20 protein-coding genes are annotated in these 22299 nt (G+C 34.9%); 3 read left to right on the forward strand and 17 right to left on the reverse strand.

Translation table 11 applies throughout. From position 1 onward, the window contains the following. Window positions 1–650 precede the first annotated feature (650 nt). The 6 genes from RV14_RS07325 to RV14_RS07345 all read right to left on the reverse strand — a co-directional run bounded on the left by RV14_RS07325 (window position 651) and on the right by RV14_RS07345 (window position 7472). The gene (locus RV14_RS07325) at window positions 651–2378 is read right to left on the reverse strand and encodes an ABC transporter permease/substrate binding protein (RefSeq protein WP_071855714.1); all 1728 of its coding nucleotides are present in this window, start codon (window positions 2376–2378) and stop codon (window positions 651–653) included. Then, complete coding sequence (locus tag RV14_RS07330; RefSeq protein WP_071855639.1) at window positions 2371–3564, reverse strand: quaternary amine ABC transporter ATP-binding protein; 1194 nt, start codon at window positions 3562–3564, stop codon at window positions 2371–2373. Before RV14_RS07330 ends, RV14_RS07325 begins: the two co-directional genes overlap by 8 nt. A gap of 178 nt (window positions 3565–3742) precedes the next feature. Beyond that, complete coding sequence (locus tag RV14_RS07335) at window positions 3743–4375, reverse strand: GntR family transcriptional regulator (RefSeq protein ID WP_071855640.1); 633 nt, start codon at window positions 4373–4375, stop codon at window positions 3743–3745. Between the two features lie 335 nt (window positions 4376–4710). Beyond that, complete coding sequence (locus RV14_RS12685) at window positions 4711–4863, reverse strand: FeoB-associated Cys-rich membrane protein (protein WP_143139749.1); 153 nt, start codon at window positions 4861–4863, stop codon at window positions 4711–4713. Further along, on the reverse strand, window positions 4864–6993 hold the full coding sequence (gene feoB / locus RV14_RS07340) for a ferrous iron transport protein B (protein WP_071855641.1): 2130 nt from the start codon (window positions 6991–6993) through the stop codon (window positions 4864–4866). Beyond that, window positions 6990–7472: a ferrous iron transport protein A gene (locus RV14_RS07345; protein WP_071855642.1), complete on the reverse strand. Its 483-nt coding sequence runs from the start codon at window positions 7470–7472 to the stop codon at window positions 6990–6992. Before RV14_RS07345 ends, feoB begins: the two co-directional genes overlap by 4 nt. Before the next feature lie 410 nt (window positions 7473–7882). On the opposite strand from RV14_RS07345, the gene nrdH reads away from it, so the two are divergent. The 3 genes from nrdH (at window position 7883) to nrdF (ending at window position 11414) form a co-directional block, all read left to right on the forward strand. After that, on the forward strand, window positions 7883–8107 hold the full coding sequence (gene nrdH / locus RV14_RS07350; protein WP_071855643.1) for a glutaredoxin-like protein NrdH: 225 nt from the start codon (window positions 7883–7885) through the stop codon (window positions 8105–8107). Between the two features lie 125 nt (window positions 8108–8232). Continuing rightward, window positions 8233–10392, forward strand: coding sequence for a class 1b ribonucleoside-diphosphate reductase subunit alpha (gene nrdE, locus RV14_RS07355; RefSeq protein WP_071855644.1), 2160 nt, complete (start codon window positions 8233–8235; stop codon window positions 10390–10392). Between the two features lie 50 nt (window positions 10393–10442). Then, window positions 10443–11414, forward strand: a complete 972-nt coding sequence (gene nrdF, locus RV14_RS07360; RefSeq protein WP_071855645.1) for a class 1b ribonucleoside-diphosphate reductase subunit beta — start codon at window positions 10443–10445, stop codon at window positions 11412–11414. Window positions 11415–11560: 146 nt separating this feature from the next. Here the strand turns inward: nrdF and alsE are convergent, their stop codons facing one another. From alsE to RV14_RS07415, 11 genes are all read right to left on the reverse strand, one after another. Then, window positions 11561–12250, reverse strand: coding sequence for a D-allulose 6-phosphate 3-epimerase (gene alsE, locus RV14_RS07365; RefSeq protein ID WP_071855646.1), 690 nt, complete (start codon window positions 12248–12250; stop codon window positions 11561–11563). Window positions 12251–12302: 52 nt separating this feature from the next. Beyond that, on the reverse strand, window positions 12303–13346 hold the full coding sequence (locus RV14_RS07370; protein ID WP_071855647.1) for a PTS fructose transporter subunit IIC: 1044 nt from the start codon (window positions 13344–13346) through the stop codon (window positions 12303–12305). A gap of 266 nt (window positions 13347–13612) precedes the next feature. Next, on the reverse strand, window positions 13613–14086 hold the full coding sequence (locus tag RV14_RS07375; protein WP_071855648.1) for a PTS sugar transporter subunit IIA: 474 nt from the start codon (window positions 14084–14086) through the stop codon (window positions 13613–13615). A 16-nt stretch (window positions 14087–14102) separates the two neighbouring features. Then, window positions 14103–14417 carry a PTS fructose transporter subunit IIB gene (locus tag RV14_RS07380; RefSeq protein ID WP_071855649.1) on the reverse strand — a complete coding sequence of 105 codons (315 nt, stop codon included), beginning with the start codon at window positions 14415–14417 and terminating at the stop codon, window positions 14103–14105. Next, window positions 14414–14815 (reverse strand): PTS sugar transporter subunit IIA, encoded by a 402-nt coding sequence (locus RV14_RS07385; RefSeq protein WP_071855650.1) that lies wholly within the window; start codon window positions 14813–14815, stop codon window positions 14414–14416. The genes RV14_RS07380 and RV14_RS07385 overlap by 4 nt, the downstream gene beginning before the upstream one ends. Then, window positions 14805–16289, reverse strand: coding sequence for a BglG family transcription antiterminator (locus RV14_RS07390; RefSeq protein WP_071855651.1), 1485 nt, complete (start codon window positions 16287–16289; stop codon window positions 14805–14807). Before RV14_RS07390 ends, RV14_RS07385 begins: the two co-directional genes overlap by 11 nt. A 469-nt stretch (window positions 16290–16758) precedes the next feature. Next, the gene (locus RV14_RS07395) at window positions 16759–17901 is read right to left on the reverse strand and encodes an AI-2E family transporter (RefSeq protein WP_071855652.1); all 1143 of its coding nucleotides are present in this window, start codon (window positions 17899–17901) and stop codon (window positions 16759–16761) included. Between the two features lie 325 nt (window positions 17902–18226). Beyond that, the gene (gene nagB, locus RV14_RS07400) at window positions 18227–18928 is read right to left on the reverse strand and encodes a glucosamine-6-phosphate deaminase (RefSeq protein ID WP_071855653.1); all 702 of its coding nucleotides are present in this window, start codon (window positions 18926–18928) and stop codon (window positions 18227–18229) included. 305 nt (window positions 18929–19233) lie between these two features. Further along, entirely contained in the window at window positions 19234–19947 is a 714-nt protein-coding gene (locus RV14_RS07405; RefSeq protein WP_071855654.1) for an MgtC/SapB family protein, read from the reverse strand. A 54-nt stretch (window positions 19948–20001) separates the two neighbouring features. Further along, entirely contained in the window at window positions 20002–21192 is a 1191-nt protein-coding gene (locus RV14_RS07410) for an MFS transporter (RefSeq protein ID WP_071855655.1), read from the reverse strand. 200 nt (window positions 21193–21392) lie between these two features. Further along, window positions 21393–22070 (reverse strand): TVP38/TMEM64 family protein, encoded by a 678-nt coding sequence (locus RV14_RS07415; RefSeq protein WP_071855656.1) that lies wholly within the window; start codon window positions 22068–22070, stop codon window positions 21393–21395. Between the last annotated feature and the right edge of the window lie 229 nt (window positions 22071–22299).

A 22299-nucleotide genomic window follows, 5' to 3' on the forward strand; every position in this document is an offset into this window, starting at 1 on the left:
GAGGAAATTTTCTAAACGCTTCTTCCCAGCTTTTTCGATGTCGTTTGCGATCCTTGATAAACTTTTGTTTGAGACCGGGTACACGCTCGGGCGTTGAGCACCCATTCACGATTTTGATACGTTAGAAAGGCGAAAACAGCTTCGTAATGACTTGTATACCCTTGATATTCTTTTTCCTTAAAAAAGCACAATACACAGGTTCAATTAAGTCGTTTTTATAACGATAGTAAAATGTTTCTTTTTCCAATAATTCCATTGCTTTACACCCTTGCGTTTTCTTTTGTCTCTTTTATTTTATCATGAAGCATATGGAATAGATAAAAACAGGAAAACATCTTTTTCATAAAAAGAAAAATATTGCAGGTTAAAATAATCTTTTTGTATATCTCATAAGTGTGAGGTGTATAAACAAACACCGCAATGGATAGGAAAACTTATTTCTCCTTTAAAAACAACGAGTAATTATTACTGAAAATAAACTAAAATTCATAAAAACCGTTGAAATATTTCCGTAATTTTTCATTTATTCTTGTTAAACATTTTTGTACAACCTTGCTTACTCTTTCATAAGGTAAGCGAAAATTAAAACAAAAGACTGTAAACGTCCTCCTATCATCAGAATTTTGTTTACAGTCTAAGTCTTTGTATGTCTATTCTTTCCAGCTATTAACTGTTTTTTGATTTTCTTTAATCCAATCTTGTGCTGCATGCTGCGGGTCTTTACCATTATTAATTTCCAACATCACTTGCTCCATGTCTTTTTCTGACCAGTGAAATTTATCTAAAACTTTATAAGCTTCCGATTGCTCTTCTTTCAATCCTTTGCGTACGACCGTATGAATTTCTTCAGCGTGACCCATCGTCTTTTTAGGGTCTGCTAAATATTTTAATTTATATTTAGCAAACATCCAATGGGGCGTCCAGCCAGTAACAACGATGGAGTCTTGTTTTTTGATTGCTTGTCCTAATGCCACCGTCATAGCCCCAGAAGAAGAGGTTTCCACTGTCCAATCTTTTAGATTGTCATATTGCTTGATCGTATTTTCAGCCGCTGTAACTACTCCTGCGCCCGGTTCGATTCCGATAATTTTTTTACCTGCTTGATCGGATAACTCTTCAATGGAATGGATGTTCATATAATTTGGTACAGCTAAACCAACCTTAGCCCCCATTAGATTGGCTCCTAAATCCTCTACTTGATCTTTATATTGTGCATATTGTGATCCATGAGTTTTTGGTAGCCAAGCAGAAATCATGCCATCTGATTCGCCTTTTGAAACAGATTCCCACATAATTGAATTATCCAAAGGTGTGATTGTAACATCATACCCCATGCCTTTTAACACTTCCGCAACGACGTTCGTTGAGGCTACTTCTGTGTCCCATTCTACATAAGAAAGATTAATTTTTTTCGTTTCTTTGCTACTTGATAAACTTCCTAACCCAGCTGCGACTAAAATCACTACAATCACCGCACCTACAAAAATTCTTTGATGCTTTTTGTTTTTTTGTTTTATTCGTTCGATTCCTTTTTTATGGGTTGGTTGATTCAAGTGTTGAGTAAACCGATCAATAATAATCGCTAAAATGACTAAAGCTACTCCATTAACAAAACCGTTTCCTACTTGGGCACGTTGTAAAGCAGATAACACGCCACGCCCTAACCCGGGAGCTCCGATCATTGAAGCAATCACAACCATTGAAAGTGACAGCATCGTCGTTTGATTAATTCCGGCCATAATGGTTCCCTTGGCAAGTGGTAATTCAAGTTTAAATAATTTTTGCCAACTTGTACTACCAAACGAATCAGACGCTTCAACTAATTCTTTCGGCACTTGACGAATCCCTAAATTGGTAAAACGAACAGTTGGCGGTAACGCAAAAATAACAGAGGCGAATACTCCGGGTACCATCCCGATTCCAAAAAATGCGACTGCTGGAATTAAGTAAACAAACCCCGGCATCGTTTGCATAAAGTCCAGTATTGGTTTGATGACACTTTGCGCTTTGCTACTTTTTGCCATTAAAATTCCCAATGGTACACCAATTACAATCGAAACCACGCTAGATAACAATACCAGTGTGACTGTATTCATTAAATCAGCCCATAACCCTTGATTATAAATAAAACTTAAGCCAATTAAGGTGAATAAAGCTAGCCCTAAACGTTTTTTGGAAATAAAAAATGCAACGACGGTAAATAATAGGATAAACAAAGGAGCTGGAATCACTAATAACAGATTAGTAATCCCTGACATGATGGCTTGACCGATTGTTTGTAAAAAAGAAAATACACCTGCAAATGTAGCGGTGAACCATTCAGTCATTTTTTCTACCCAATCTGCGACTGGCACTCGATAATTTAATAAATTACTCATGTTCATTCACCTCTCCTGATTCTGCTAATGCTTCAATCACACTCCCACGAATAACAACTCCTTTTAATCTCTCGTTTTCAACAACTGCTAGTGGCGTCGGTGAATCATAAATAATATTGAAAATATCACTAACCACCATCTCTTTGTCAATCACTGTGACGTTCTCATCTAAGAAATCGGCTAACGGACGTTTTTGACGTCTTGCTTCTAATGCTTGGTCTGCTGTAATAATTCCTTTTAAATGCCGTTTTCTATCCACAGCCATCAACATGCTTACTTCTTCGTTGCGCATTCTTGTCAACGCTACATTTGGTCCATCCGACTCAATATTAGTAGTCAATGCAGGAACCATAATATTTTGAGCGGTTAAGACTTTGGAACGATCAACTTCTTCCACAAATTCTCGGACGTAGTCGTTGGCTGGATTAGTTAATATTTCTTCTCCTGTGCCGATTTGCATGATCTCGCCATCTTTCATCAAAGCGATACGATCACCAATGCGTAAAGCTTCATTTAAATCATGGGTAATAAAAATAATCGTTTTTTGTACATTTTCTTGCAAATCAAGTAATTCATCTTGCATTTCGCGGCGAATCAACGGATCAAGTGCAGAAAAAGCCTCATCCATTAATAAAATTTCAGGATCATTGGCTAAAGCTCTCGCTAAACCAACTCGTTGCTGCATTCCACCGGATAATTGATGAGGATATTGATCTTTAAACGAAAGCAAACTTGAATTTTCCAACGCTTTTTCTGCTTTTTGTTGCCGTTCTTCTTTCGGTACGCCGCGAACTTCTAATCCATATTCTGTATTTTCTAAAATCGTACGATGTGGAAATAAGCCAAAACTTTGAAAAACCATGTTAATTTTATGACGCCGTACTTCACGAAGTTCTTCTTTGCTTAAAGTTGAAATATCTTCTCCATCGATGTAGATGTTTCCCGCTGTTGGTTCAATTAAACGATTTAATAAACGAATTAAGGTCGATTTTCCACTACCAGAAAGCCCCATGATAACGAAAATTTCCCCTTCTTTGACATCAAAACTTGCATTATAAACCCCTACGGTTGCGCCAGTTTTCTTTAAAATATCTGTTTTTGGTTGATGATTCTTCATCATATCTAAAGCAGCTTGTGTTTTTTTCCCAAATATCTTTGTTAAATTTTTTACTTCTACCTTTACCAAACAAATTCTCCTTTTCATGCAAATTCATTTTTCTTTCTGAAAAAAGTGACCACACTATATTAACATTGTGTAGTCACTTTGTCAAAAAAGGCAGTTTTTTTAACAAAAAAGTCCTAAATAGTCCTTCACTATAAAGGCTATTCAAGACTAAACTTCGATCATAAAAAGGAACCCCTATTTAATTTTCTGGATAGAAAAAATTGGTCATTCTCTGCAACGTGTACTCACTGCCAATAAAATGAACGGTATCTCCTGCGGAAAACTTCGCATAAGGGCCGGGAGACACCAGCAGTTCTTCTTCATGAGAAATCGCAATAACTGTTGCTCCAGTTGCTTGCCAAATATTTAACTCACTGATTGACTGCTCAAGATGAACGGCTTCTTTTGTCAACGTCAACTCAAAAGGCAACAAAGGATTCAGCTTATGTATTCGTTTTGTCTGACGAACTAATTGATCAAGCAATTGTGAAAAATGATCCAATTCTTCTTGCTGCTTTTCTACACTCGCTCTAATTTCAGCTTTTATTTCTTGGATCGACTGGACATCTTGATACTGCAATAAGAAATCTTTGGCTTTTTCTTTTGAGGCGACAAAGGCACCACTTCCATGACGAACTTCCATGATTCCTAGGTCAACAAGTACGTTGATTGCTTTTCTTGTCGTTTCAGGAGAAGCGTTATACGTACTTGCTAAAGTAGACCTTGCATGAATTTTTTCACCAATCTGATAACGGTTTTCCACAATTCTTTCAGCCAAATCAACGGCAATTTGTTGATATCTTGGACGAACGACTTTTTTCTTTCCAGCCATATTCATTCCTCTTTCTTCTCTTTTTCAGTTATATCTTACTATGGAGGTACAAAATAAGCAAAAAAGAGTGTAACCCAATCGTTTCAATCAAGGAGAAAATAACTTATTCAACTAGCATGCTGTATCGGGAAAATTTATCGTTTCTTATTGAGATATTTTTGAATAAACTATCGATCCAACGACCAATCAACTGCTTGAACTTGCTGGTTCATCCTTAATATTTTTCTCTAGCATCACAAACATAAAGAACTGCTTTTTTACTGCCTATTTTTTCGCGTCAATCACTTACTCCTTTTTTAACACTGGACAAATTTTAGACGAAACTTTCATTTCAGTTATTTTTCACTTGTACGCTTGTAATTTTTTTGAATTTGTTTCACCGGACAAGCACATTTACATTCCCCACAAGTCCTGCCCGATTTGATATGTGAATAGACAATGTAACTGGCACTTCCAAAAATCAATAAGCCTAACAGTAAGGTCACCATTTAGTTTTCACCTTCTAACCCTATCATTTCTTGTTTTTTACACTTTTTTTTCAAAAGAGCATAACTTATACACATCAAACATGCCCCAGCTAGATAAGTTGAGCGCACTAGCCGCCCGTCTTCTAATAAATGAGCCAATTGATAAATAATAAAACTGATGACATAAGCAAAACTGCACTGATAGGCAATAGCTATTAAGGTCCATTTTTTTGAATTCATTTCTCTGTAAATCGCACCCATTGCAGCAAAACATGGCGCACAAAGTAAATTGAATGCTAAAAAGGAATACGCCGCTGCCGCAGTGTAAGTAGTTTGTAATGCTTGCCAGATTTCTCGACCATTTTCTGACACCTCTTTATGTCCAAATAAAATACCAAAAGTACTGATAATATTTTCTTTTGCCACTAATCCTGTGATTGCAGCAACCGCACCTTGCCAATTTCCCCAGCCAAGAGGTTGAAAAAGCAATGCAACAATGCGACCAAATTCAGCCAAAATACTTTTTTCTTCTGTAACAATTTGTCCTTGGAAATTGTAAGAAGACGAAAACCATATCAAAATACTAGACACAAAGATAATCGTTCCGGCTTTTTTTACAAACGCTTGGCTTCGATCGTACGTTTGTCGTAAAATCATTGACCACTGTGGTAGATGATAAGCAGGTAACTCCATAATAAATGGGGCTGTATCTCCAGAAAACAACTTGGTTTTTTTCAATAGAATTCCTGAGAAAATGATAGACGTCATTCCTAAGAAATAAGCAGAAGGTGCCACCCAAGAGGCGTGGGGGAAAAAGGCTCCAGTAATTAACGCAATAATTGGCAGTTTTGCAGAACAAGGCATAAATGTTGTAATCATAATGGTTAAGCGGCGATCTTTTTCATTTTCGATTGTACGACTGGCCATTATTCCCGGTACGCCACAGCCCGTAGCAATCAACATGGGAATAAACGATTTTCCAGAAAGACCGAACTTTCGAAACAAACGATCCATCACAAAAGCAATTCTTGACATATAGCCACAGTCTTCTAAAAAGCTTAAACACAAAAACAAGACGATCAATTGGGGCAAAAAGCCTAAAACTGCTCCGATTCCAGCAATGATGCCATTAAGAATCAGTTGCTGCATCCATGATTCTACTTGCCAATTTGCTAGTATCGTTTTAACGTGTAGCGGAACCCAACTTTCAAATAATGTATCGTTAACCCAATCACTTCCCATTGTCCCAATCGTTTGAATTGCCAAATAATAAATCAACCACATGACAAATGCAAAAATTGGCAAGGCCAACCAACGATTAGTCACAATTTGATCCATTTTATCACTCAGTGATAATTGAAAAGAATCTGTAGATACGACACATAATGCAGTAAGCTGAGTTAACCACTCGTATCGTTCATTGATCATGATGGTTTCACTGTCTTCATCAAATATTTTCTCTGTCAAACGAATGATTTGTTCAATTTCTTGCTTTTGTTTTCGAGTTATTTCTTGATTTTCCCATAGCTTACTGTCTCGTTCAAAATATTTGATTGCATGCCAGCGACGAAATGGTTTATTTTCTCCTATAACTGTTTCAATTTCATGTAAAGCTGCTTCCAACCGCTCATCGTAATTACCAAATAAGACTGAATTGCATTTTTTTTCGTTGATCGAAGCTTGAAGAATTTTTTCTGTGAGTGGTTCAAGACCTTCTTTTTTTAAGACACTGATGGGAAAGATTGCAACGCCTAATCCATAGGCTAATTTTTCAACGTTGATTTTTTTTCCGCTCTTTTCGATAACATCCATCATGTTTAGACCAATAATCATGGGAATATTTAAATCCAACAATTGAGAAGTTAAATAAAGATTTCTTTCTAGATTCATGGCGTCCACAATATTAATAATCAAATCAGGTCGCTCATTGATAAGATAATTTCTTGCGATCTCTTCTTCGCAAGTATAAGGAGATAAGGAATAGATACCCGGCAGATCCTGAATCTTAATGGAAGGATTTTTCTTTAGCTGCCCTTCCTTTTTTTCCACAGTAACACCGGGCCAATTTCCTACATATTGATTTGCACCAGTTAATACATTAAATAAACTGCTCTTCCCACTATTAGGATTGCCAACTAAAGCTACTTTCATCTTTGCTCCACCTCTTTTTGTACAAGGATCAACATTGCTTCTTCTTTACGCAGCATTAGTTCATATCCTCTTAATGTAATTTCTAAAGGATCACCTAATGGAGCCAATTTACGCACTGTTAGATGGACATTTTTAGTCACACCCATATCCATCAATCGCCGTTTCACAGGTCCTTTTCCGTGAATTCCTATAACTGTTCCACTTTCACCTATCGATAATTGGTCTAAAGAAGTCCACTTATCTTCAGAAAATTTGTTTTTTTTCACGAAAATTTGCCTCAATAATTTGCGGTCAATGACAATTCGGTTGTTTTTTAGTAAAAGGATCGCGTGGCTTTTTGAGCGATTGATTATCACCAAGTTGCTTCCAGCCAGTATGCCAAGCGTTTGTAAATGCTTTTTTACACGATTACTTGTCTGTATCTCTTCAATTTGGTACATAAGATTTAATTTTGCTTTTTCTAAAGACAAAAAATTCATTTCTATCCCCTTCTTATGAAAAAAATTCTGTCTAACTATTTAACCTTTATTCACACTTTTTTATCTACTTTACTCATTTTATACTCATTAATTGAGAATCATTCTCAATAAAGATACTCGCTCCTATCATGAAAGTCAACAGATTATGTGATTTTTTGAGCGAATTTTTATTAAATAATTTTACTGTGGGTTAAAAAAATCTTTTTAATTATTTTTTCCACAATATTTTTAGTATTAAACTTGCCAGTTTTTCTAATATTACTTGTTTTCACCTGTTTTTCAAAAACCACAAAACATAGTATTCCACAGTTTCCACAACACAATATATAGTGTTCTACGTTTGACTTTTTTACTAATAGTTTTATACTATTCAGTATAGATAAATAAGAACTGCGAAGGAGGCACTAAACATGAATGTAAAAATCTTTTCTAAAAACAATTGTATGCAGTGTAAAATGGTCAAACGCTTTTTAGCAGATAATCACATTGATTTTGAAGAAGTAAATATTGACGAACAACCAGATGCCATCGAATGGTTAAAAGCCCAAGGATTCCAAAGCGTTCCTGTTATTACATCAGACGCACAAACAGTGATTGGTTTTCGTCCTGATCAACTTCGCAAACTTGCTAGTTAGTCAACAGTCAATTAAAACAAACGTATTAGTGGATTTGATGGAATTAAGGCACTCATTTTTGCCGTAACCTCCTCCAAATCCTTTTTTACAGCATAAAAGAATATAAAAGAAGGTTGGGCATATTTATGAGTCTTAAGCAGTTAAAAGATGTTAGTTACTTTAAACTAAATAATGAAATCAATCGACCAGTCAATGGTCAAATTCCTTTGAATAAAGACAAAGAAGCTTTGGCAGCATTTTTTGAAGAAAATGTAAAACCAAATACGATGACTTTTGCAACAGTCATGGATAAAATTAATTATCTCGTTGATAATGATTATCTAGAGTCGGAATTTATCCAGCTTTATTCCACAGAATTTATCGAGTCTCTTTACCACTTTTTAGCAAAACAACATTTTGCATTCCAATCATTTATGGCTGCCTATAAGTTTTATTCACAATATGCCTTAAAAACAAATGACGGAACTGCTTATCTTGAAACATATGAAGATCGAGTGGCATTTAATGCGCTTTATTTTGCTCATGGTGACGAACAATTGGCTCTTTCTTTAGCAGATGAAATGATTCACCAACGTTACCAACCAGCGACTCCTTCTTTCTTAAATGCTGGTCGCAAACGCCGTGGGGAATTTGTTTCTTGTTTCTTGACACAAGTGACTGATGATATGAATTCAATTGGGCGTTCCATCAACTCTGCTTTACAATTATCCCGTATCGGCGGCGGTGTCGGTATCACACTTTCAAATCTGCGCGAAGCGGGTGCGCCAATTAAAGGATATGAAGGAGCTGCAAGTGGTGTCGTGCCTGTTATGAAATTATTTGAAGATAGTTTCAGTTATTCCAACCAATTAGGCCAGCGGCAAGGAGCTGGCGTAGTTTACTTAAATGTTTTCCATCCAGATATCCTTGCGTTTTTATCTGCCAAAAAAGAAAATGCCGATGAAAAAATCCGTGTGAAAACTCTCTCGCTTGGTGTCATCGTTCCCGATAAATTTTACGAACTAACCCGAAAAAACGAAGAAATGTATCTCTTTAGTCCATATAGTGTGGAAAAAGAATATGGTGTACCATTTTCTTATGTAGATATTACTGCTGAATATGATCATTTAGTAGCAAATCCAAATATCCGAAAACAAAAAATCAACGCACGTGAGCTAGAGAACGAACTTTCAAAATTACAACAAGAATCAGGTTATCCCTATATCATCAATATTGACACTGCAAATCGTGAAAATCCAATTGATGGAAAAATCATTATGAGTAACTTATGTTCAGAAATTTTACAAGTTCAGACACCTTCTGTGATTAATGGAAAACAAGAATACGAAGTGTTAGGAACAGATATTTCTTGTAATTTAGGTTCAACCAACATTGTCAATTTGATGGAAAGTCCTGATTTTGGTCATTCAGTGCGTACGATGACACGCGCTTTGACTTTTATTACAGATGCTTCTGATATTGACGTTGTTCCACCAATCCAGCATGGAAATAAATTGAATCACACGATTGGCTTAGGAGCCATGGGTCTGCATACGTTCTTTGCAAAAGAGCACATGGAATATGGTTCTAAAGAGTCAGTAGATTTCACAAATATTTACTTCATGCTTTTAAACTATTGGACATTAGTAGAAAGTAATCAAATTGCACGCGAAAGAAAGCAAGTTTTCCATAATTTTGAAAAATCGGCTTATGCAAATGGTACTTATTTTGATAAATATGTTACTGGTCAATTCCAGCCAAAATCAGAAAAAGTAAAAGCTTTATTTGAAAGAATATTCATTCCAAGTGCACAAGATTGGGAAAACTTGAAAAAAAATGTGATGAAAGACGGGTTATATCATCAAAATCGTTTAGCCGTTGCCCCTAATGGCTCGATTTCTTATATCAATGACACGAGTGCAAGTATTCACCCGATTACACGTATGATCGAAGAACGTCAAGAAAAGAAAATTGGGAAAATTTATTACCCTGCACCTTATCTTTCAAATGAAACCATTCCTTACTATACTTCAGCTTATGATATGGATATGCGTAAAGTCATCGACATTTATGCAACAGCACAGCAACATGTAGATCAAGGAATGAGTTTAACTCTATTTCTGCGTTCGGAAATTCCTGAAGGTCTTTATGAGTGGAAAACTACGACTAAGCAAACGACTCGTGATTTAAATATTTTGCGTCACTACGCGTTTCATAGAGGAATAAAATCAATTTATTACGTTCGTACGTTCACAGATGATGCCGAAGAGATCGGCAGCAATCAATGTGAAAGTTGTGTCATCTAATTTCTATCAGAAATTTTAATACATGTAATTTAAATAAAGGAGCATTTCTCATGTCAGAAACTTATTACAAAGCAATAAACTGGAATGAAATTGAAGATGTCATCGATAAATCTACGTGGGAGAAACTAACAGAACAATTTTGGTTAGATACACGCATCCCTTTGTCTAATGATTTAGATGATTGGCGCACGCTTTCACCATTAGAAAAAGAGACCGTCGGCCATGTTTTTGGCGGTTTAACTTTGCTTGACACGGTTCAATCAGAAAGCGGAATGGATCAGCTACGAAAAGACGTACGTACCCCACATGAAGAAGCAGTATTAAATAACATTCAATTTATGGAATCTGTCCATGCCAAAAGTTATTCCTCTATTTTTAGTACATTAAACACAAAAAAAGAAATTGAGGAAATTTTTGAATGGACAAACACGAATCCTTATTTGCAAAAAAAAGCTGAGCGCATTAATGAAATCTATAAAAATGGAACGCCGTTAGAAAAGAAAATCGCAAGTGTCTTCTTGGAAACTTTCTTATTTTATTCTGGTTTTTATACGCCTCTTTATTACTTGGGAAATAACAAATTGGCGAATGTAGCAGAAATCATTAAATTAATTATCCGAGATGAATCGGTTCACGGAACGTATATCGGCTACAAGTTTCAATTAGGATATAATGGACTTTCAGAAGAAGATCAAAAACGGCTAAAAGATTGGATGTACAATCTACTATATGATCTTTATGAAAATGAAGAGCGCTACACAGAAGAATTATATGATCCAATTGGCTGGACGGAAGAAGTGAAGACTTTCCTTCGATACAATGCGAACAAAGCCTTGATGAATCTTGGGATGGATCCACTTTTCCCAGATACAGCAAATGACGTCAATCCAATCGTGATGAATGGAATCTCTACCGGCACCAGCAATCATGATTTCTTTTCCCAAGTCGGAAATGGTTATTTATTAGGACATGTGGAAGCAATGAAAGATGAAGACTATTTAATTGGACTAAAAGATAACTAACAAAGGCGAAAGATTGGAACAGAAGTATTTAACTTTGAGAAATAAGTCAAAGGAGTTGCTTCTGCTCTCACTGTTTATCTAAGTTAAGAGCGTGGGACAAAAGTAAAGAATACTTTTGTCCCACGCTCTTAATTTTAAGTGTTTTTTTATTCTATGCTTTTTCCAGTCGCTTCTTCATAGTTTTTTTTCATAAGACACCATGATTTTTCAATATTGTTCGCTAAACCGAATAATCCGCTGCGTCCAACAACATAGATATCTGGTCCAGCTTGATCAATCTGCTTAAACGACTTTCGATTGGAAGAACCATCCATTTCAATTAAATACTGATATCCTCGCTTTTGCCGCAATTCTTTTAAATCAACAATCTTCTCCAACGGACTTTCAATAAAACGCTGTCCAGCAAAACCCGGATCAACAGTCATAATAGTAATTTTATCTATTGAGTCGATGTAAGAAAAAATAGTATCAATCGGTGTTTCAGGATTTAGCACAACACCGGCTTTTAACCCCGCCTCATGAATCTGATCAATTAAACGAAAAGCAAGGCCTGCTAAACATTCTGCGTGCATACAAATCCATTCGCATTTTTTTAAAATTAGTTGGTTTACCCAAAAACTTTGATCCTCAACCATTAAATGAGCAGACATCGGCAACTGACTAATCTTACGTACTTCATCAATGAACCATGGAGACAGTGTTAAATTAGGAACATAGTGTCCATCCATAATATCAATATGATAAGAATCGACATGCTGGTTTAAAAATGTAATTTGTTCTTTAAATTTATCTAAATCCATCGTCATTAAAGATGGTGAAAATAAAATTTTTTTCATGTATTTCCTCCTATTTTATTTAAAACTTACCTTCTAACTAGTATTCAAAACTTCAGAAAATTTGAATGTCCTCTAAGTGTATCTCCTCTTCTTCAATAGGTGATTTGATTTTTTCTCCTACATCTTTTTTAATAATCACTAAAACGACAGCCGTTACTAGGACGTTAACTAAGATTGATAGCACACCTGCTAAAGGGTTAGTCATTGTTGGAATCATTAACACACCGCCAGCAAAACCGCCAATGGCCGTAGCAACTACTCCTCGTATCATGTCGTTCATGACAAGCGGAATAACACCTTCAACAATATTAATTACCCCCATTGGAACAGCAGATTTTAATGTTTCAACTTCCACTTTTGTATAGATATTTTTTCGAAACAATTTTGCAATAAAATAGGCTAACCCGAAACCAATAGGCGTTGCTGTATTCACTAATTGAAGAGCTGTAACGGGGCCGTTCATTCCTTCAGCTTGCATCGCCAAAACAAAGGCAAAAACCGTTTTATTAATCGGCCCCCCGTAATCAATTCCACTTAGTAAGCCGATCACACCACCAAAAATCAATAGTGAAGAGTTTCCTAATCCAGCTAAAAAATTCGTAAGACTAGACGTAAATAGAGCAACTGGGGCTCCAATAAAGTAAACTATGATTAATCCACCAACAATTGAAGCAGTAAAAGGAACAATTAAAGTCGGCATCAGTCCTTTCGCCCAATTTGGCACTTTTATATAGTTTAAAATCGCTAATACTAAAAATCCAGCTAAGTAACCGCCGACTATTCCACCAATAAAGCCTGCACCAATAACGTTGGCAGCCAAACCAATGATAAATCCCGGTGCAATTCCCGGCTTTGCTGCAAGAGAATAAGAAATGCCTGTTGCAATTACTAAAGGTAATAACCCTAAACTAGCACCACCCATTGTAGCTAAGGCATCAAAAAAAGAAAACTTTCCTTGCACGAGAGTTCCTTGACTAGTTCCGCCAAAAGCCATCCCAATAGCAATTAAGAAGCCTGCACCACAAACAATTGGAATCAAATATGAAATCGCTGTTAATAAATGACCTTTTAAATTCAACTTTTTTATCTTTTCCATTCTTTCTCCTCCTTAATCCATTCACTTTTTCATTCTTTGTTATGCTTTTTATTTCACTTATTGACACACCATTACCTACTTCTTGAATCATTCCGCTCTTTGTTAATTCTCACCAACATAGTAAGCTTAGTTTCTCTGATCAATATTTTTCCTTACTATCAATTGTACAATTTATAATTATGTCTTGCGTTTAGAGCTGTTACTTGAAGCTTGATTTCCTTATACCAATACATTTTGCATGCAATACCATTAACATCAACTTCTTTTTATTTGTCTGTTCTTTTTTCTGATAAAGTAAATGCTGTAATCACATCTTTTGGTGTTTTTGCTTTAATTAATTGCTCCACAACGGCATCATTTCCTAATTTCCTAGCAAACAAAGATAATAACTTTAAGTGATTTTTAGCCCCTTCATTATCATTGCCGACAGCAAACAGAATAATTCCCTTTACACCTTTTCCATCCAATGTTTCCCAAGAAATTTCATACGGAGTCACACCAATGGCCACACCTATTTTGTTAACTGAAGCACTTTTCCCATGAGGAATGGCAATATAATTGCCAATTCCTGTATGACCTGCTTTTTCGCGTTTGTAAATCGCTTTCATAAATTCTTTTAAATCATTAATGTACCCATTTTTTAATAGTACCGTCGCTAACTCTTCAAGAACTTCTTCTTTGGTTGTTCCTGTTAAATTTATTTTAATGGTATTGGGATCAATGATGATTGTTACCTCCATGACATTTTCGCTCCTTTTATGTTCGTTTTACGACTTCAATCGCTTTTTCGATCAGTTTATTAGGGGATTTAATAGCAATTTCTGTTGGCACTTGAATGATTCGTTTCCCTTCAAACCGTTCTCTACCGCTGATTTTCACGTCAATCGCTAAAATGACAAGATCCGCTTCTTTGATTTGTTTTGTTGTCAATTCATTTTCAATCCCAATTGTTCCTTGTGTTTCAATATGCACTTCATAACCTACTTTTTTTGCGGCATTTTCTAGTTTTTCTTGTGCGATATACGTGTGAGCGATACCGACGGTACAAGCTGCAACTCCTACAATTTTCATAGTTTATCTCCCCTTTTTAATGTTTGGATAAATGTTTCATCTGCTAACTTTTGTATAAAATGGATCATTTTTTGTTTTCTTTCAATAGGTGTATCCGTTGAAAGTAACACGAAAAGAATCAAATGGACTTGACCTATTTTATTACTCCACTGTTTAATTGGTTCCTTTAGATTCAAAATGATAATTTTTGATTGAAGAATCAACTTATTTTCAATATGCGGGAGAATAACTCCTTCATCAATTTGTATACTTCCTTTTTGTTCACGCATAAAAAATGCCTCTGTCAATGTACATATTTTTTCTTTTTCTCGAGGATAAAGTGTACTTGCCAACCAATGATACACTTCTTGTTGAGAAGCAAGCGATCGATCAATTTTTTCGATAAACTCATCTTTCATTGTAAATTTCCCCAATCTTTTGTTGAATTCTTTCTTGGTCATCTGCCGTTAGCATTGCACTGACAAGTAAAGTATGTGCGACCAATTGCGTGTTGATTCCTACAGTTGTCAAAATCAATTCTATATTCGGATTTTTTTCTAAAACCGTATGATAATTTTTCGTTGCAATAACATCTACTACATTTAAATCAGGAAACTTTTTAATAATTTTTACTTTTAACAATTCAGATGTCCCAATTCCTGTCGTACACATAATGAGTGTTTGAATGGGCAACTGATGTACTTCTAGCATTCTTGCAAAATACAACGTAAGAAAACCAATCTCGTCTGAGTTGATCATAGGCAGTTGAAATTGATGACTGACTTCTTTAGATACTTCTGATACACTATGATAAATGGTTTCATAGGTCAATTGAATTTGATCCAACAAGCCATTTTTAACATAAATACGGTTTTTTAAACGATTGATCATGGGCTTGATATGATTAGCAAGATCAATAAAAATGCTCTTATTTGCAACTCTTCGATTCATTCGCTTTCCCATTTCTTCTAAATAATAAGTTGTAATTTTTTTGATCTCTTCTGAGAATAATTTTCTTTCATGGGTTATTTTTTCCATTCTTGAGGAAACTAAATATTGATAGAGATAATAAGATTCATTCACAGGCAATGAAACAGCAAGATATCTTTCTACATTTTGAATGATAACTTCTGCCGTTTCTTTGATTCGCTTTTCTTTTGCAAAAAATACACGTTTTTCATTAGTTACCATCTCTTCAATCATTGATCGACCTTTTTTTCTTGAACGACTAATCAAAATATAAAGGTGAGAAAATATATTCACATTGTAAGGATAAGGAAGCCCGCCTTTTAACATTTTTTCGATCAACTTTAATTGAGCTGAAACGAATAGACCATCATAACGGTTAAAATTGACTACCTGTGAAACATTAATTTCATCGATATCAAGAATATTTATAGGCCAAATGACTTCAGCAATCCCTTTACGTATATTTTCTTCTGTTCCTTTGATTGCTAAAGTTCTTTTTTTTCGAATTAGTCGAAGATCAAACTTCTTCAACTGTTGTACAATCATTTTTTCATCAGTAGAAATAGCAGAATCTCCCACCTCGTATGCTTTAAAAAGTTCATAAATTTTAATGGGTTTAGGTGAAGACAGTAATAATTCTTCCATTATGCGATTTTGTCGTTCAGTCGGCGACAAACGGCTCGATCGATTCATCACTTCTTTGTTGTGCTCAATAAATTTCTCGTAATCTAGTTTATATCCTTTTCCTTTTTCCGATAAAATCAAATGACCGTTTTGAAATTCTGTATTTATTTTTTTTACTAAGCGGTAGACTGTTTTAGTCGAGGTATCTAATAAATTGGCTAATTCTTCTGAAGTCATATATTGGTTTTGTTTTGACAACAGCAACAATAATTTATTTTCTCGATTCATTGAACTAGTCATGATCTTTCCCCCTCTATGCCTTCAGCATACATCCTTTTTCTACTTTAGCTTCACTAAGTTTTGTCCATTACTCTAGACATTTTTGTATAAGGTTTCTAATAAAACGCCTACTATTAAGAATACATAGTCCTTATAGACGTCTTCCTTGAATAATCACATTATCCTTTTTTAAGTAAAATATTCGGTTACTCCTCATTTTATAAACAATCAAACCACACAAAAAGGAACCCTCTGAAAATCTTTTTTAGACTGTCTAAGAGAGTTCCTTTTTTAATGAAAGCTTCACTTATTTTACTCAATAAAGTTCAACTTTTTATTTATGATCAAAAACTATTGATTTATCTAGATATAATGCATTGATAAGCTAAATGTATCTGTTAGTGCTCGGATTTAACATGTCTTCGCCAAAAGCAACTGTTAGCAGGCAAGTTCATTTGACTAAAAACAGTCAGCTATCTTATGTTTTTTCTTACTCATTTTCTGTTTGATCAATTTTTTCAACAAGAAGCATTGATTCTGTTACAGCTTCAGATTTTCGTAATAAATAAATTTTCCTAATGTTCAATACTAATGTTTTTATAACGGCATAAACAGGAATACAAATCAACATCCCCATGATTCCTGCTACACTTCCAGCACCGATTAAAACTAAAATAATCGTCAATGGATGAATATTCATCGTTTTACCAAATAATAACGGTTTGATGATGTTTCCGTCTAATTGCTGGATCACAAGAATTGCAAGTGCCATATATAAAGCCTGAAATACAGAGACAAATAAACCAACAATAACTGCTGGTACAGCTCCGATAAAAGGGCCGACATAAGGAATAATATTGGTTAAACCGCAAATTACTGCAAGTAATAAACTATAAGGCTGGTTAAATAATTTCATTGCTAAAAAACTTAGCACACCAATCAATACTGCATCAAGAATCGTACTACTGATATATGCAGACAACGTAGCATTTAATTCTCTGACTGTTTTATTAAGCTCTTTACGGATCGATTGAGGAAAGAAATGAGACAAAGCATCCATAAATTTATGTCCGTCTTTAAACATAAATAATAATATAAATGGTACCGTAAATAATAATATAAAAAATTGCATCATAAACGAAAAAATTTTTGAAACACTTGCAGTTAAACTAACTAATAAGAGATTAAATAAATGACTTAATGATAGATTTGCTGAAGCTAATTGCTCCTCCAATTTAAAATTTTTGAATTCTTCCCTTTGAGCAATCTCATTCAACCATTTACTTGTTTCATCCGCATAAGAAGGCAGATTTTGGGTGAGTTGAATCGTTTGATGAGCTAACTGTGGCACAATATTCATCACTGTCACTGCCACTAAAATAAGTAAAATAAAAAATGTTAACAAAAAGCCAAATACTCTTGGAACTCGATGCTTTTCTAAAAAAAACACTACTGGTGCAAACATATAGTATAAAAATCCTGCCACCAAAAGCGGTAAAAAGATCGCCGAAAACATATTCAAAATTGGACTAAAAATATGAGGCATCTGTAATATGAAATAAACACCAATAATTGTGAGTACTAGTTCGACGGTCCAAAAAAATAGTTTTGATTGTTTAAAACGTGATTGCATATATCTCCTCCAATAATTAATAAGTCTATTTTAGCATTTTTCTTTTATTAAAGCGCTACCTTTTTTAACCTACCAAAAAATTTTTTACAAGAGTAAGAAATAATTGAAGCTCCCTCAGTTACGTAAACTACGAGAATTATTTCACACTTTATTATAAACTATTTACGGTTATCTCTAATGCGATTTGAATAAATAAAAAAATGAACCCTTCTAAAATACTTGTTAACAATTATTTGGTAAAAGCACAAAAAACACCCATTCATTTAGCTAAATTTTCTAGCTTTGTTAGAATGAGTGTCAATAAACTGTCGTTTTATGGCTCTTTTTATAATTTACTTGCTGCTGCTTCGTCAATGATGACAATCACGTTTTCATGCTTTTGTAAAATACTTGCTGGCATCTCAGGTGTAATCGGACCATCAATCATTCCTTTGATAGCATCTGCCTTATTTTCTCCGTAAGCCATCAAAATGATTTCTTTTCCCTTTAAAATTGAACCGATCCCCATTGAAACAGCTTTTGTTGGTACATCTTCTGCTTTTTCAAAAAATCGTTGATTGGCATTGATCGTTGACTCTGTTAAATCAACCACTGAAGTTGTTCCATCAAATGATGCACCGGGTTCATTGAAACCGATATGTCCGTTTTGACCAATTCCTAAGATTTGGATATCAATTGGATGCTCTTCAATAATTTGATCATAAGTATGACAAGCAGCTTCTAAATCATCTGCTTTTCCATTGGGTACATAAGTTTCTTTAAAAGGTTTTTTATCAAACAATTGCACGTCCATGAAATGACGATAGCTTTGTTCATCTGAACCGCCTAATCCAACATATTCATCTAAGTTTATAGAAGTCATGTCACTGAAATCCAGATCGCTTGAAGTCATCTCTTTATATAAAGTCATTGGCGTACTTCCTGTGGCAAGTCCTAATACTTTTGCACCATTTTCCATTCCTTTTTTGATCATTTCAAAGGCTTTTTTTCCACCTTCTTCAGCGTTTTTCACACGAATGATTTCCATAACAACTACTCCTTTATATTTGGTATAGCCCAATTATAGCATGTTCTTTTTTCTTTTACAACATTAGTATAGACCAAATCCTCTATTTATTTTTTGCTCTTCTTATTTTGAACATGTCTTAACTATGCTTTTTATACGCAGTTAACCTTTAAAAGAATATAAAACAAAAAGAAATCTTTGCCGTTCAGATAAAAAAACTTTGACAAAAAAAGCCGCCATTTACAAAAATTTGCCTACTTATTTTCGTAAATTGCGACTGATTGTTTGCAGTTAAAGACGGTCCAAGTACACTCTTCTTTATTATGTTATTGTGCAAGACTGACTAAATGAAGCTTCGTAATATTTTTGTACACAGAAAGTTCCTCGATCACATCTGCGTAAGTCAATCCTTTAGGTAAATCAATCGTGTAGATGTTTTTGTAAATACGGTAGTCATCAACAAATTTCACATCAAAGTTTACATCTTCAATAACAATATTCTTTTCTTCAAAATAATCGTTAAGAAAGTCTTTAGTTTCTTTCCGGTGAATAAATTGAATTTCTAATTTCTTTGTTGTCGGTACATGGATTACACGTTTTACTACAGTGAGTGCAAATGCAATACCGATAAAACTGATAATTGCAATAGCATAATACCCCATACCAATGGCAATTCCTAAACCTGCGACAGTCCACAAAGAAGCAGCAGTCGTTAACCCCGTAACCGACTGTTTGGTAACAATGATCGTTCCTGCTCCTAAAAAACCAATTCCGCTTACAACTTGAGCAATTAAGCGTGCTTCATCTGAACGTACTGTTCCAACAAGTTGAGGATAAGTCAAAGCATTTTTTATTGCGCTACTGGCAATCTCAACTTGGATCAGTGCAATGACACAAGCTCCCATACAAACAAGAATATGCGTACGCATCCCCGCTGGACGATTTTTATATTGTCGTTCAAAACCAATAGCACCACCAAACAGCATCGCAATTCCTAATCTCAAAACAATTTCTGGGATGGATAATATCAACTCGTTCATTTAACCCCTCCAATTGACTAAAAAATCCGTAAAACATTTTGTGATTCTTTTACATTATTCACCTGTTCTTTCTCGAAAAACAATTGTTTGAAAGAAAAAGGCACACCCTTGAAAAACTAAACCAATCCCTGTTACACCGACCCAACCATAATGCTGCCACATTGCTGTTCCTAATAAGGAACCAGTGGCGCCTCCAATAAAATACATAAACATAAAAACTGTATTGTTTCGATTACTTGCAGTTTCATCTAAGCCTTGGACTCTCGTTTGATTTGCCACTTGACCAAATTGATTGCCAACGTCTAATAAAATAATAGCAAGCAGCATTACGATTAAATGACCGCCAGCTACTAGTAAAGCAATAAAACTGATTGTTTGCATCACAAGTCCCATACCTACAATCTTTCTTTCCGAATAAGAGTCAGCCAAACGACCAACAATCGGCGCTGCTATCGCTCCTGATAAACCAAAAACAGCTAAAATTCCTGCCTCAAAGGTTCCCCAATGATACACGGGGCTACTAATATAAAAGATCAACGTTGACCAAAAAATAGAAAAAGTACCAAACATAAAAAAACCACTAATTGATGCTTCACGCAGTAAACGTTGACTTTTGACTAAATGCGGTAAACTTTTTAAAGAATCAAGGTATGAGAACTCTGTTTTTGCAATTGTTTGCGTTCTAGGCAACTTCCAGTACAGCAATCCGGTCAAAAGAACCACAGTCACTAGAGCAAACAAATAAATCATGCGCCATGAAAAAAGACTAGCTACCAATCCTGAAATCGTTCGTGAAAGTAAAATTCCCACTAAGAGACCGCTTAATAAAGTACCTATCACTTTTCCTCTTACTTTTGGACCGGCTAGTACCGCACCATAAGGAATAATAACTTGCGGTACGATTGATAATAAACCGATTAAAAACGAAGCACACGCAAATAACGTAAAAGACGGCGCAAAAAAAGCAGCTAGTAGTGAAATAGCAGACAACGCAGACATTCGGATAATCAGTTTTGGTCGATCCACCACATCACCTAATGGTACTAAAAAAAGCAAACCCACTGCATAGCCTAGTTGTGTCAACATCGTTAAAATACCAATCGCACTTGTACTAACAGACAAACTTGCCGCAACTTTGGTGCCAATTGGTTGAATATAATACATGTTTGCTACCACAACACCACATGTAATTGATAAAAGTAAAATCAATGAATGTGTTAACATATTTTTTTCATTTTTCTCCATTTATGTCCCTCATTTCCCTTTATTAGTTTACAACTTCTAGAAAAAATTGAAAACAGAAAAATTCAGAATGTTGTTTCTTTTCTGCTCTACATTTTAAAAAATAAACCTTGAATTTTTCATGACTAAAGTAAGAAATCAACTGAACTATTGAATAGAATGCACTCTTTTTGTGAAACGACTATAAAAACAAATCAGATAATTTATTGCAAATGATGCTGCCGACGGTCTTTATAAATAATTACAATTAAAAAAGTAAACACAAGAACACTTGCTACTAACAAAATAGCCATCTTACTGTAGCCGTGGAATAAAGCTTCTCCTCCACAAGCATAGAGTAAAGAAGATGGAACGGCTCCAAAGATGATGGATAGAATGACTTCACGGATTTGTAAATTTAAAGTCGTGATGGCAAAATTGATGACAGAAGATGGAATTACTGGAACCATATAGCCAATGACAATACCGACTTTTGGGTGTCTCATTTTACGGATTGCTTCTACCCAGCAATTTGATTTGGTAGAACGAGTAAAAGACTTTAAATGTCGCATCAAGAAAATTGATAATAGATTGCCATACACATTTCCAAAAACATTAATTAACGTTCCTAACAAAGGGCCATAACTTAAACCTACAAGAACACCGATAACCGAAGTAGGCACACCCGGCACTGCACACATAATGCCAGTAAGTAAAACTAATATTAGAGCAGCAGTAAAACCATGAGAACGAATACTTGTCATCATTTGTCGCCGACTTGCTTTAGGATCAAAAAAAATTTGGATATCTATCTGATATTCTAAATACAATCGATAGCTAATAAAAACAATCAGTAAGATACCGCTAACAAACAATAAGATACGCAATTTTCTCGCTGTCATTTTTTCACCTACTAAAAAATAATTGATTCTTTATAAGTGTATCATAAAAGTAAAAAAGGTCCTCTTGTGGCAATCAAGCAAAAATAGGCTGTCTACTTACCTATTAAAAAGAACTACGTATTTATTTGAAACGATGCTTTAATCTCTAAAATTGTTCTGTCTCACAAAAATTAACTAGTTATAATCATTGCTAAAAACTTTTCTTTTGTTAAATGGCATTTCATCAAAA

Origin of the sequence: Enterococcus ratti (assembly GCF_001886195.1) — a bacterium.
Taxonomy (GTDB): Bacteria; Bacillota; Bacilli; order Lactobacillales; family Enterococcaceae; genus Enterococcus_B; species Enterococcus_B ratti.

What these genes read in the sequence shown, in the direction of transcription:
- RV14_RS07325 (WP_071855714.1), bottom strand. Translation starts at nt 2,378, where the DNA reads ATGAGTAATTTATTAAATTATCGAGTGCCAGTCGCAGATTGGGTAGAA.
- RV14_RS07335 (WP_071855640.1), bottom strand. Translation starts at nt 4,375, where the DNA reads ATGGCTGGAAAGAAAAAAGTCGTTCGTCCAAGATATCAACAAATTGCC.
- RV14_RS12685 (WP_143139749.1), bottom strand. Translation starts at nt 4,863, where the DNA reads ATGGTGACCTTACTGTTAGGCTTATTGATTTTTGGAAGTGCCAGTTAC.
- feoB (WP_071855641.1), bottom strand. Translation starts at nt 6,993, where the DNA reads ATGAAAGTAGCTTTAGTTGGCAATCCTAATAGTGGGAAGAGCAGTTTA.
- RV14_RS07345 (WP_071855642.1), bottom strand. Translation starts at nt 7,472, where the DNA reads ATGAATTTTTTGTCTTTAGAAAAAGCAAAATTAAATCTTATGTACCAA.
- nrdH (WP_071855643.1), top strand. Translation starts at nt 7,883, where the DNA reads ATGAATGTAAAAATCTTTTCTAAAAACAATTGTATGCAGTGTAAAATG.
- nrdE (WP_071855644.1), top strand. Translation starts at nt 8,233, where the DNA reads ATGAGTCTTAAGCAGTTAAAAGATGTTAGTTACTTTAAACTAAATAAT.
- nrdF (WP_071855645.1), top strand. Translation starts at nt 10,443, where the DNA reads ATGTCAGAAACTTATTACAAAGCAATAAACTGGAATGAAATTGAAGAT.
- alsE (WP_071855646.1), bottom strand. Translation starts at nt 12,250, where the DNA reads ATGAAAAAAATTTTATTTTCACCATCTTTAATGACGATGGATTTAGAT.
- RV14_RS07370 (WP_071855647.1), bottom strand. Translation starts at nt 13,346, where the DNA reads ATGGAAAAGATAAAAAAGTTGAATTTAAAAGGTCATTTATTAACAGCG.
- RV14_RS07375 (WP_071855648.1), bottom strand. Translation starts at nt 14,086, where the DNA reads ATGGAGGTAACAATCATCATTGATCCCAATACCATTAAAATAAATTTA.
- RV14_RS07380 (WP_071855649.1), bottom strand. Translation starts at nt 14,417, where the DNA reads ATGAAAATTGTAGGAGTTGCAGCTTGTACCGTCGGTATCGCTCACACG.
- RV14_RS07385 (WP_071855650.1), bottom strand. Translation starts at nt 14,815, where the DNA reads ATGAAAGATGAGTTTATCGAAAAAATTGATCGATCGCTTGCTTCTCAA.
- RV14_RS07390 (WP_071855651.1), bottom strand. Translation starts at nt 16,289, where the DNA reads ATGACTAGTTCAATGAATCGAGAAAATAAATTATTGTTGCTGTTGTCA.
- RV14_RS07395 (WP_071855652.1), bottom strand. Translation starts at nt 17,901, where the DNA reads ATGCAATCACGTTTTAAACAATCAAAACTATTTTTTTGGACCGTCGAA.
- nagB (WP_071855653.1), bottom strand. Translation starts at nt 18,928, where the DNA reads ATGGAAATCATTCGTGTGAAAAACGCTGAAGAAGGTGGAAAAAAAGCC.
- RV14_RS07405 (WP_071855654.1), bottom strand. Translation starts at nt 19,947, where the DNA reads ATGAACGAGTTGATATTATCCATCCCAGAAATTGTTTTGAGATTAGGA.
- RV14_RS07410 (WP_071855655.1), bottom strand. Translation starts at nt 21,192, where the DNA reads ATGGAGAAAAATGAAAAAAATATGTTAACACATTCATTGATTTTACTT.
- RV14_RS07415 (WP_071855656.1), bottom strand. Translation starts at nt 22,070, where the DNA reads ATGACAGCGAGAAAATTGCGTATCTTATTGTTTGTTAGCGGTATCTTA.